The 11,356-nt window shown below is 33.7% G+C and carries 11 protein-coding genes, 1 tRNA gene and 1 pseudogene; 4 read left to right on the top strand and 9 right to left on the bottom strand.

The annotated features are described in order from the left end of the window. The 6 genes and pseudogenes from B6D18_RS07395 to B6D18_RS07370 form a co-directional block, all read right to left on the bottom strand. Window positions 1–419, bottom strand: a pseudogene (locus B6D18_RS07395) (hypothetical protein); the annotation flags it as partial. A gap of 1,308 nt (window positions 420–1,727) precedes the next feature. Further along, entirely contained in the window at window positions 1,728–2,300 is a 573-nt protein-coding gene (locus B6D18_RS07390; protein WP_086363860.1) for a hypothetical protein, read from the bottom strand. A gap of 107 nt (window positions 2,301–2,407) precedes the next feature. Beyond that, on the bottom strand, window positions 2,408–3,643 hold the full coding sequence (locus tag B6D18_RS07385) for a primase-like DNA-binding domain-containing protein (protein WP_086363859.1): 1,236 nt from the start codon (window positions 3,641–3,643) through the stop codon (window positions 2,408–2,410). Further along, entirely contained in the window at window positions 3,597–4,727 is a 1,131-nt protein-coding gene (locus tag B6D18_RS07380) for a primase-helicase zinc-binding domain-containing protein (protein ID WP_086363858.1), read from the bottom strand. Before B6D18_RS07380 ends, B6D18_RS07385 begins: the two co-directional genes overlap by 47 nt. 10 nt (window positions 4,728–4,737) lie before the next feature. After that, window positions 4,738–5,112 carry a hypothetical protein gene (locus tag B6D18_RS07375; RefSeq protein WP_086363857.1) on the bottom strand — a complete coding sequence of 125 codons (375 nt, stop codon included), beginning with the start codon at window positions 5,110–5,112 and terminating at the stop codon, window positions 4,738–4,740. Further along, window positions 5,105–5,587 (bottom strand): hypothetical protein, encoded by a 483-nt coding sequence (locus tag B6D18_RS07370; RefSeq protein WP_144063963.1) that lies wholly within the window; start codon window positions 5,585–5,587, stop codon window positions 5,105–5,107. The genes B6D18_RS07375 and B6D18_RS07370 overlap by 8 nt, the downstream gene beginning before the upstream one ends. Before the next feature lie 67 nt (window positions 5,588–5,654). On the opposite strand from B6D18_RS07370, the gene B6D18_RS07365 reads away from it, so the two are divergent. Beyond that, window positions 5,655–5,819, top strand: a complete 165-nt coding sequence (locus B6D18_RS07365; RefSeq protein WP_086361636.1) for a YlcI/YnfO family protein — start codon at window positions 5,655–5,657, stop codon at window positions 5,817–5,819. Between the two features lie 620 nt (window positions 5,820–6,439). Here B6D18_RS07365 and B6D18_RS13010 read toward each other — a convergent pair. From B6D18_RS13010 to secG, 3 genes are all read right to left on the bottom strand, one after another. Continuing rightward, on the bottom strand, window positions 6,440–6,643 hold the full coding sequence (locus tag B6D18_RS13010; protein WP_086363855.1) for an AlpA family transcriptional regulator: 204 nt from the start codon (window positions 6,641–6,643) through the stop codon (window positions 6,440–6,442). 338 nt (window positions 6,644–6,981) lie between these two features. Continuing rightward, window positions 6,982–7,067, bottom strand: a tRNA-Leu gene (locus tag B6D18_RS07355). A gap of 7 nt (window positions 7,068–7,074) precedes the next feature. Next, a complete protein-coding gene (gene secG, locus B6D18_RS07350) occupies window positions 7,075–7,467 on the bottom strand; it encodes a preprotein translocase subunit SecG (protein WP_086363854.1) in 393 nt (130 codons plus the stop codon). A gap of 178 nt (window positions 7,468–7,645) precedes the next feature. On the opposite strand from secG, the gene thiI reads away from it, so the two are divergent. The 3 genes from thiI (at window position 7,646) to cpxA (ending at window position 11,342) form a co-directional block, all read left to right on the top strand. Then, entirely contained in the window at window positions 7,646–9,094 is a 1,449-nt protein-coding gene (gene thiI / locus B6D18_RS07345; protein WP_086363853.1) for a tRNA uracil 4-sulfurtransferase ThiI, read from the top strand. Window positions 9,095–9,220: 126 nt separating this feature from the next. After that, complete coding sequence (locus B6D18_RS07340) at window positions 9,221–9,940, top strand: response regulator (protein WP_086363852.1); 720 nt, start codon at window positions 9,221–9,223, stop codon at window positions 9,938–9,940. 28 nt (window positions 9,941–9,968) lie between these two features. Continuing rightward, entirely contained in the window at window positions 9,969–11,342 is a 1,374-nt protein-coding gene (gene cpxA, locus B6D18_RS07335) for an envelope stress sensor histidine kinase CpxA (protein WP_086363862.1), read from the top strand. Window positions 11,343–11,356 lie beyond the last annotated feature (14 nt).

The raw sequence follows: 11,356 nt of genomic DNA, 5'->3' as shown, positions 1-11,356 counted from the left end.
ATAAAATAACAAGCGCTATTAGCATTTAAATCAGAAAGGTCAATATTATTTGGTACAAAGAATTTTGTTTTCTCTATTTCTTTTTGCATAAATGGGCTAATAAATTTTTGAAATTGATTAATTAAAAATCCATTACCCTCTATTTTTGAATAAAGTGATCGTTTTAAAAAATTTTTATTTGTTTGCGTGCCATCTTTATTCTCATTATTTTTATGGATTTCAATGGAATTGTTTTTATAACCAACAAAACGGCTTGGTCCAAAAAATAGCCTATTGCCAATTTTTTCAACAACAAACCATTTCCCATAATTATAAAGATCTAAAACGTCAGTTTTGTTATTGCCACTAATCAAACTATGATAAAGGGTTAAAATATTTTTGATAACATCACTTCTTTTTTCAACTAATTCTTCTTGCATAGCATCTGGTCTTCAACAGTTAGGAAACAATATCGAAATTTATATAATTTTATATATGATTAAATAAGGATAAGATTGTTTATTAGCAAAGGCAATATTTTTGTGTTGTTAATATAAGTTTGTATCTTGAAAGGAGTTAGACACCATATATAGGATGTAAATTATTAGTAAATTTAGATAGGCTATACTAATTCGTACCAGTGTTATAACGTTATTTTTATGATAAATTAAAAATAAAAAGTTGATTTGTCTTGAACAATAATTTATTTGCATTGTTAACCACAGCATTAAAAATGAGACTGTATTTATTTTTTTATTCTAAATAAAGAAAAATATAAATAAAAAAACATGATAGAGAGTATACCAAAAGTAATACCTCATAATTTTAGATAGGTAGAAATATTCTCTAAAGAAGACCTATTTATTTCTAATAACCTTAAAGAATATGCCACCCCTATAATAATTCCTTCATTTTGAAAAAGTCTTAACAAACTTCCAATGGTGGATTGTTTATCTTTTTTTTTGAGCCATTGCTATCTGAATTAATGAACTTTGAAACAGTCCTTCACCTAAACCATAGCTCATAGTAGCTATAACATAATTAAAGACTGAAATATTAAAACTTATAAATAAAAGTAAGGCGAAAGCAAATAGCATAAACGGTAAAGCATAAATTAGTATTATTTTATTACCACTTGAATTTATGATTTTTTGGGCAAAGACATTTAACTGTTTCTTATTTATTATTTAAGGGTTGTTCTTCCTAATCATATAACTAAAAATTACTGATAGTAAATGTATCTTCCTGATGCTTAATGAATAACAAAATAGGCTTTAAGCCTTGTATTTGTTAGTTTTGGTGTGCTTTGCAGGGTTTAAAAGAATGTTTCTGTTTATTGATTTGGTGTGTGGGCGGGACTTGAAAAGCACTGTTTAAATCATTTTTCATAAAGCATTGTGTTTGTTTCTTCTGTTTGCCGTACCCCCATTTGTACCCCCAAAATAAAAACTGACCCCCAATATTAGGTATTTTAATCTTGCCAAATTGAAAGGTTAAAAATTGGTTTTAGAATTTTGACGGTGTAAAAATTTATCTAGGTGAGCGGTATCCGTTAATTATGTTTTAGATTTTTTATACCTCCCCCCCATAAAAATAAAATTTTATAAAAAAGTATGCACGGTGTTCACTACCTGCTTGAAGCCTTATTATAAAAGGGTTTGAGCGGTGAACACTTAATGATTTACTATTCACAAGTGTACACTTAAAGTGTTCACCACAAGATAAATAATGGATTAATTTAGATCTAGCTATATATGTTTAGCTAAATATTCCACCATTTCTTTATTATTTAAAAAAGCATAAAATCTTTTTGCTAAGGCTTTTATTCTTGTATATCGTTTTGCTTCACTAAGTTGTTTTTCGGCACAATAACAATTAAGACCATCATACATATCAAAGTAATCATAATAGATAAAAAGCCAATAGTGCTTTATTCGATGAAAATATCTGTTTCCAAATTCTATATATTTAAATACAAAACTATGAAGAAGATCGCCAATATCTTTTAAACTATTACATATCATAATTTTTTGGCTAAAAAGTCTCATGAAAACTAAACAGCTATAATTAATGCTTGGTATAGAAATATTTTTTTCGGAAAGATATCTTTTTAAGTACGTCATAACCTCATCGCTATCTATTTTTTTATCAAGTCCCAAAGAAGCAATAATCAATAGTATTTCTGAATCATCACCTTGCATAACTTGTTTTTCAGCCCAATCAATTATTAGGCCACTAGAATAAAAATATTCTGATGGTGAACCATAATATTGATTAAATCTATAAAGCGATAAAATTTCATCGAGAGATAAATTGCTCAATTTTAAAACCTTTTATTTATAAGAAAATACCCATTTAATGTATCTTATCTTACATAAGCGAACAACAAAAAACCGCCCAAATTAGGCGGTTCATAGGTTAACAAATATTAACTACGAGCTAGTTCTTCGGCTTTGGGTAGCCAATCTTGACTAGTATTGATATTAAGCTCTACGTTGGTCCTCATCCCTTTATTTGCTCTTTTACGCATGTAGTCTTTACCGTTTTCTTTCATTGCATAATTAAGCGATGTGCCAAATTGCGTTAGTGATAGCGGATTGTTTAAACCTGTATTGCGGATGTATTCAATATAAGCATGATATAAATATTTTCGGGGGTTAAAGGGCATTATTCCCATATTGCCAATAAACATACCATTGGGATAATCAAGCGCATCAAGATAACTACAAAAATCTACCAAGTGGTCGGATTCGCGTTTAATCGCCGTCGCTTCGTCTGATTGTTGTTGCTGGTATAGTCTTTCTTTAGCTTCTGCTGGACTGGTAAACTCATTTAATAGCAACCTCACAATTGAGGGGAGTTCTTGCTCTATTTTGCTAACCAGATTTAAATCTCGTTCTTTTTCAGGGATGACCTCGCCAAAGTGAAATATTACCCTGCGCCTTGATATACCGCCATTGCGCTCATTAAATCGCATGGCTTCGTTGTTGATTACTAACACTACCGCAGGGATTTTACAAGAATAGGGTTGCTTGTGTTTTGGGTCTATTGCGACTTCATCACCGCCAGTAATTGCTTTTAATCCTGCGCCACTGCCCATATAACGCGGTTGGTCTGGTAAAATGATAAGAGAGTAACCAACTACTAAGGCCCTATCTCTTGCCTTTTCCAGTGATTCCATTGTGCCTATAACAGTGTTATTCTTGCCCGATAACATAGTTGCGATTTCAGCAAATACACTTTTACCGCTACCGCCTGCGCCCGTAACTTCTAAGAATAATTGCCAGTCATAACGATTAGCTAATATCATATAAAGTCCAGCTAGTATGTTCTTAGCCTTATCTTGATTGCCTGATGCTCTCTTTAACCACTTAGTGAAGTTTGGCGCGTGAGTTTCGAAAGATTCATTTTCTTTGGCAGGGTAGTAATCAATATCATTACTGACTAATAACCAATCTTGCTTATTGTGAGGTCTAAAGGTTTGGCTTTTTAGCTCATATACGCCATTTTTAAAGCAGATTAAATCTTTCTGAGGTGTTCCCATTATAGGCAGTGATAACCTGAGCGATTCAACCGCTGAGCTAATTCGCATAGGGTTAAATGGCTCACCTGATTGATTAAATAAATCGGCTAATGTCCGCAGCTTGATAGTGATAAATTTCATCAGTAGTTAAATTAATGGCGAGATTATTGTGATAATGCTCATTTAACAATTCGGCGCGCTGACTAGATGCCATTTGCGATAAATTCATGTTTTGAGTTTCAAGCTTTCTCAAGTTGTTAGTATTTGTTAAGGTTTGAATGTTAATTTTTGATAAGTTTTTATCGAATAAAACTGAAGTTTTCTGAAGTCCAAACTGTTGTCTATAATCATCAAAATCACATTTATAATCTGTATCGGGGATTGTGTAATAACCGTTAATCGCAGTAGCCGCTTCTATCGCTTTTTCTTTACCCGTGTTTTTATGACTACCTATATCATTATCACCAGCAATGATAATATTTGCGGTAGAATTAACCTCACGGACAGCTTTAGCCACATGAATAAGATTACCTGCATCAATAGCTGATATCACCAGTGACCGATGGCGGAATTCCGCTATCGATACACCTGTAGCTAATCCCTCACAAATAATAATCTCGGTAGCTGTGAGTAATTCTTTGCTTACCTCGTCAGGTCTGCCCAATTTTGGGCTAACCCATATAAAAGCACCTTTCTTATTTGAGCCTCTCATTAAGCGCTTATTTCCGTTTGGCTCGATAAATTGACCGCCTGTATATTCACTGTTGATATTAATCAAAGGGACAAAGATACGGCCATCATCTAGCAAGGTTAAATCGAACGTTAACCCTTTTTCAGTGAGGTAATCCGATTGACCTAATATTGCTTTAGATAGCAAATAATTAACCTTTTTACATACAGGATTTTCTGGTATGTTGTCTTGTAGGTCGGATTTCAAATCCGAGCTTGTGGAGGTGTTCCTTAAATTTAAGTATTCGGCTACTTTATTGCTCGCCTCTTTCGCGTCACAATGATAATAGTTTTTAATAAGTTCTAAGCCGTCACCGCTACCGCATTGATTGCAGATATAAGTACCGCGCCCATTTTTATTATCAAATCTAAATCTATCTTTACCACCACAGACAGGGCAGGGGCAATGTTTGCCATTACCCACATCAATACCTAATGAACTAAAGATTGATTGCCATTTACCTACCGCTTGGGTGGTAATTTCATTTATTTTCATTACCGCCCCCTTAATGGATTGTCCCGTTAGATTCAGCTTTGATATCTTCGACTAAATCAATAAACAATGTTGAAAGTAATTCTTGTCCTAATGAGGTTAATGCTAAAGGGGCATCTGTACTTTCTATGTACATGTCTTTCAACATTCCATAAGTGCGATTTAATCCCTCACTTTCACCAAAATCCTCAATCAAGCATTGCTTAAGATTGATATCTAAACCTAAGACAATTAAGTCTTTGTTAATATCAATCTTAGTGCCTTCATGAATAAATACCTGACTATCATTTTTGTTAATCTGCTCAATTAAAAACAAACCCGCTACTATCGCCATAGTTGAATCAACGATGATATGGTGGATTGCGGTTATTTTATTGTTATTATTCATTATCTTTAACTTCCTTATGATTAAGTTTATCGTCAAGTAAATTAATTTGATTGGAAGCAAAGCAAACAATGTTTTTTAATTGTGCTAACAAGTAACCAATGTCGCGTGTATCGTCTTTAAATTGTTGTTCCTCATATTCTTCACATTCAGAAGCCCAAAATAGCAAATTACCAATAGCACCGATTCCCCATAGAATTGATTGTCTGAGTTCCTCTAAGTGTGCTTTTGCGTGTAATAAGTTATGTGGTTGGATATCAGCCCGATATAAATTCAAGACGGATAAAAGGTTAGATAGGTCATATTGCCCATTTTTAGGGCATAGGGTATCATTATTATTAGCCATAATCATTACCTCATTTAATGGTTTGGTTAGATCCCTCGATAGTGTTGGTAGCACTTCGGGGGATTGTTTTTTAGCACCACAAAATTTACTTGGTGCATAAACACTATAAAATAAAGTGCATAAACACGTCAATGCTTTTTCTAAACAATTTTTTAATGTATAGTGTTTGAACACTAAATTGATTAGGATTTTTTTACTAATGGCAACGGGATACAAAAATAATAAATCTTTTACCAAGGGAATTCGCTTTCCACACGAGCTAATAGAAAAAATAGATGAGCAATCCCAAAAAGAGAACACCAACTTTTCAGCTTGGGTTATTTCTGCTTGTCGAGAAAAACTCACCAAACCAAATAAGAAATAATTTACTAGCTTAATACCACTTTTTGGTGGTATTTGTTTTCTTGGTTTCCTTTTTATGGACTGACAAAACTTAGTTATTAGTATTCTGCTTTCCCTTTTTATGGACATGCAAAACCATTTTTTAAAATTCAACCTCATGCAATGAGTTTTCCGATGCATACGCGCGCGCGTAGTGATATCAATAAAATCTTTCCTAAGGTGTCGGAAAATTGCACCGTAACGCTTCACAGGGCGATTATTTAAGGATTGGGTATACATCTGTATTGCTAGGTTGTTATATAAGCTTGTAGTCATGATTTAGCCCTCTAACGTGTCCTTAAATTATTAATCGTTTTATTAGTGGCGATTAAGTCAAATTTGGATTGCGCCAATTCAATATCATTATTTTTAATACTTAAATCTGTCATTTTTCATCTCTCTTAACGTGTCAGAAAATTCCCCCTTTTAGCTAAATTTAGGCAAGGGGAAACCGTAACGAATTTTTTCGCTTTGCTTTAAAATCAATTAGTTAATTTGGTGTTTTAGCTAGACACTTATCGCGAGATTGGCTATCATTGGAAGCGTCATTATTCCAGTGTTAGCCCTTTATCATTTCGCGATATAAAGGGTTTTGCTTTATCACTAGTAAGCCACCTCTCGACGTTCTACTCTACGAGATTCAAGCCAAGAGTAAATTTCATCAGCGCGATACCCAACGCGACGCAAGCCGATTCTGATTTTTTGGGGAAAGGTTTTATCTTTCTTTTCTAGCGTATAAAGACTAGTGTCAGATTTGAAGTGAAGTAAATTTTTAACTTCTCTTCTGGATAGGATTGCATTTGTCATTTGTTACCTCGTTATAAAAGTTATTAAAACAAGGTAACTGTAGCATTATGGTATAATTAAAATAGGTGGGTTAATTTTTTAATAGTAGTAACTTAATCTCTTGGTTTGGCTGCTTTTATTTGTGTGTCGGTTAATGGTAGAGTTTTTCTTGCCATAATGATTTTAGGTATACGGGTTTTAGGTATATTGTGTTCGTATACCTAAGCATATACCTAAAAATTCTGGCTGTAAATGTATCTTACTGGTGCTTAATGAATAACAAAATAGGCTTTAAGCCTTGTATTTGTTAGTTTTGATGTGTTTTAAAGGATTTAAAAGAATGTTAATGAATATTGAATTGGTGCCGTGGGCGGGACTTGAACCCGCATGCCCTTAGAGCACTACCCCCTCAAGATAGCGTGTCTACCAATTTCACCACCACGGCGCCGTTTTTATTCTGGAATATCTGATGTAGGGTTGATATTCTGCGGTTGAATAACTGGATCGACGGTTGGAATCACTTTCCCATTGCCGTTAGTGCCTTCAGTACTTTGTTGTGTAGTTGCTGGTGCACCATCTCCAATATTTTTAAACTCATCACTTGAAATTGTGGTTTTTAAGCTGCCAAGATTCGATAAAATAATGCTAACCACAAAAAACAACACACCAAGTATTGTTGTTGTGCGAGTTAAAAAATTACCACTTCCTGATGAACCAAATAAAGTTGCGGAAGCGCCTGCACCAAAAGATGATCCCATGTCGGCACCTTTACCGCGCTGAATTAGCACTAAAACGATTATCGCAAGAGCGATAAATAAATAACCTATAATTAAAAGTTCGTACATTTCAACCTGTCAATTTTTATGTTATAGAACAGAATTTATTGATGCGAAATATTAGCGAAAGAGTGAGCAACAAGCAAGTATATTTTATTATTTTCTGTATTTATCATAATCAATTGTACGTTTTTAAGGGAAAAATCAGTATAATGTCGCCATTTTTATTCTTGGCAAATGCAGTTGTATGAAATTTATAGTTAAACTTTTCCCCGAAATTACCATCAAAAGTGAGTCCGTTCGTTTACGTTTTATTAAAATTCTTACTAGCAATATTCGTAATATTTTAAAAAATGCAATTAATGATGTGGCAGTTATTCGTCATTGGGATTTTATTGAGGTTCGCCCTAAAGTTGAAAATAGTGAAAATCAAATATTAGAACTATTAACAAGAATTCCTGGTATCCATCATATTTTAGTGGTTGAAGAACTTACTTTTACTGATTTACATGATATTTATGAAAAAGCGTTTAATCACTATGCACCTTTAATTGAAAATAAAACATTTTGTGTAAGAGTTAAACGACGAGGTAAGCACGAATTTACCTCAATTGAGGTAGAGCGTTATGTCGGTGGTGGTCTTAATCAACATGTTGCGACCGCCAAAGTCAAATTAACGCGTCCAGATATGACGGTTAATCTTGAAATTGATAAAGATAAACTTCTACTAGTTAAAGAACGACATGCCGGGATAGGTGGTTTTCCAACCGGAACACAAGAAGATGTCATCTCTCTTATTTCTGGTGGGTTTGATTCTGGTGTTTCTAGCTATATGCTGATCAGACGAGGTTGTCGAGTCCATTATTGCTTTTTTAATTTAGGTGGCAAAACCCATGAAATTGGCGTGAAGCAGATGGCTCACTATTTATGGAATAGATTTGGAAGCTCGCATAAGGTTCGTTTTATTGCCATTGACTTTTCAGATGTTGTTGGCGAGATTTTAGAAAAAATAGATGATGGTCAGATGGGGGTTATTTTAAAACGAATGATGATTCGTGCGGCCTCTAAAGTTGCACAGCGTTATAATGTTGAAGCGCTGGTTACCGGCGAAGCGTTAGGACAAGTATCAAGCCAAACTTTAACTAATTTGCGTTTAATCGATAATGTCAGTGATACATTAATTTTACGCCCACTTATCACCCATGACAAAGAAACGATAATTAATCTAGCTCGTCAGATAGGTACTGAAGATATTGCTAAGACTATGCCTGAATTTTGTGGTGTCATATCGAAAAGTCCAACGGTGAAAGCGATTAAAGAAAAAATAGAAGCTGAAGAGCAAAATTTTGATTTTGCTATATTAGATAAGGCTGTTGAAGAAGCTGAAAATATCGATATTCGTGAAATAGCTAAACAGACTAATAATACCATTACTCAGATAGATACCGTTACTACACTAGAAGACAATCACGTAATCATTGATATTCGGGCGCCAGAAGAGCAAGAGGAGCATCCACTGGAAATCGAAAATGTTGAAGTTAAGCTTATACCATTTTATAAATTGGCAACTCAATTTGGTGATTTAGATCAATCAAAGCAATATTTACTTTATTGTGCTAAAGGAGTAATGAGTAAACTACAAGCGCTTTATTTAATCGAGCAAGGTTTTAACAATGTTAAAGTATTTAAACTGTGAATCTTAACAATTATTTACGATATTTTTCTCATATATCTATATAATATTTCCTAAAATATAAAATCTAGTTATCGTCTATTTAATAGATATAAAAATTTAGGATTTTATTACTTATTGAGGATTATAATGAGCAAATTACTTGTAGTTGATGATGATCTAGAAATTGCTTCGTTGTTATGTGAATTATTAGAATTGGAAGGGTTCACTGTTGAAGTTGCAAATAATGGTATTGAAGCGTTAGAAAAGTTTGATGATTCCATCGATCTGGTTTTACTTGATATTATGATGCCAGAAATGAATGGATTAAGTGTTTTGTCTTCACTAAGAAGTAAATTCATCGTCCCTGTTATATTCTTAACAGCTAAAGATAGCGAACTCGATAAAATCAATGGTCTTGAACTTGGCGCAGATGATTATATTCTTAAACCTTTCAATGATCGAGAATTGATTGCTCGAATTAACGCTTTATTGCGTAGAGCTAGATGGGATACTGCCGGTAATGAAATCAATGGAAAACCATTACAATACACTATTGATAAATTAGTAGTAAATACCAAACAGCAATCTGTTTATTTTGATGATAAATACATCGAATTAACCGGTACAGAATTTCAAGTATTACTTAAATTACTTGAAAATAAAGGAGTGACTATTTCAAGAGATACTCTTAGTGAAACGGTGTTGGGGAAAGAATTTATCCCATTAGCACGTTCAATTGACGTTCATGTTTCTAATTTACGTAAAAAACTTCCACCTCGAAGTGATGGCTTACCATGGATTAAAACATTGCGTTCAAAAGGATATCTATTTGTTGTAGATCAACATGATGACTTGTTGCAAAATTAGCTTTTTAATATGGTAAGAATCTATGTGGATTTTTGATCGTCTAACAATTAGAATTTTCACAATATTCTTACTTACGATCGCTTTTTTTCTTACGCTTGTAATGGTATTGCCTGAGCTTGACTCACGTAATTTAACTTATTTGGCCAATAAAGATAAAGAGAGCGGTAAAGTTCTTGCAAGTCAGATTGAAAAAGATCTCGCTAAGATACCGAAAGATAGTTTTCGCTGGTGGATGAGATTTATCGTGGTAATGGATAATTATCAAAAAACAGGTCAAGTCCTATTTATTGTTACACCTAATCAGCAAATTATTACTGCGGATACTAAAAATATTGATTTAGTCAAAAGCTTTAGTGAAAAATCGCATGATGTTGATGATCCAGCTAAGAAAATTTATGATAACCAAGAAATTATTGGTCCCTTTCTTATTCATTATGCTAATGATGAATATCAACTGTTTTTATTACAGCCCGCATCAGATATTCAATCTCAATTTGTTAATTTGATTTTTGATCATCCTTTTTTGCTTTTGACATTAACCATGCTAGCCAGTTCACCATTTTTGTTGTGGTTGTCTTGGAGTATCGCTAAACCAGCACGAGGGCTAAGATTAGCTGCAGAACAGGTCGCAAATGGTAATTTACAACAGTGGCCTGAGCTTGAAAAAGTTGGTTCTTATGAATATAAAGCCACAGGTGCAAGTTTTAACCATATGCTTAGAGAATTGAAACGGCTGCAAGATCTACAGCAACGGCTGTTTTCTGATATTTCCCATGAATTACGTACCCCATTAACCCGATTGCAATTGGCAACTTCGTTATTGCGCCGTAAGCAAGGTGAAAGTAATGAAGTTTTGCGGATAAATAATGAAGCCTTAAAGCTTGATTCGATGATTGGTGATTTATTGTCCTTAGCGAGGAACCAGCATGATAATAATGAAATTCGTGAATTTAAACCATTAGATATATTATTTAAAAATGTATTGGATAATGCGGTTTTTGAAGCCAATCAAATAGCAAAACAATTTTCTATACAAAATTTTCCTTCTAACCATACAATTTTGTGCTATCCAGAGGCGCTATGTAGTGCGCTTGAAAATGTGATAAGAAATGCATTTCGTTATTCAAATCAAAAGATTGTGGTGAATTTCACTATTCAACAACAAAAAGTGACTATTACTATTGATGATGATGGTCCAGGCGTTGCCGATAATGAGCTTGAGCAAATTTTTAGACCATTTTATCGTACTAATAAAGCTCGAGACCGAGAGTCGGGTGGTACTGGGTTAGGATTAGCTATTGTGGCGAATGCTATTACTCGAGATAATGGCACAGTTAAAGCTGAGAAAAGTCAGTTAGGTGGGCTGAAAATTGTGATAGTATTACCACTTCAAAAATATTAATTGTTAAGAGAAAT

Source organism: Gilliamella sp. A7 (genome assembly GCF_002142015.1).
GTDB classification, from domain to species: domain Bacteria; phylum Pseudomonadota; class Gammaproteobacteria; order Enterobacterales; family Orbaceae; genus Gilliamella; species Gilliamella apis_A.
The sequence above is the reverse complement of the archived record's forward strand: the minus strand, read 5'-3'. Positions and strand labels throughout refer to the sequence as shown.

Bases quoted from the DNA above. Each gene is read 5' to 3' on its own strand.
- B6D18_RS07385 (WP_086363859.1), bottom strand. From the start codon at position 3,643: ATGAAATTTATCACTATCAAGCTGCGGACATTAGCCGATTTATTTAAT.
- B6D18_RS07380 (WP_086363858.1), bottom strand. From the start codon at position 4,727: ATGAAAATAAATGAAATTACCACCCAAGCGGTAGGTAAATGGCAATCA.
- B6D18_RS07375 (WP_086363857.1), bottom strand. From the start codon at position 5,112: ATGAATAATAACAATAAAATAACCGCAATCCACCATATCATCGTTGAT.
- B6D18_RS07365 (WP_086361636.1), top strand. From the start codon at position 5,655: ATGGCAACGGGATACAAAAATAATAAATCTTTTACCAAGGGAATTCGC.
- B6D18_RS13010 (WP_086363855.1), bottom strand. From the start codon at position 6,643: ATGACAAATGCAATCCTATCCAGAAGAGAAGTTAAAAATTTACTTCAC.
- secG (WP_086363854.1), bottom strand. From the start codon at position 7,467: ATGTACGAACTTTTAATTATAGGTTATTTATTTATCGCTCTTGCGATA.
- thiI (WP_086363853.1), top strand. From the start codon at position 7,646: ATGAAATTTATAGTTAAACTTTTCCCCGAAATTACCATCAAAAGTGAG.
- B6D18_RS07340 (WP_086363852.1), top strand. From the start codon at position 9,221: ATGAGCAAATTACTTGTAGTTGATGATGATCTAGAAATTGCTTCGTTG.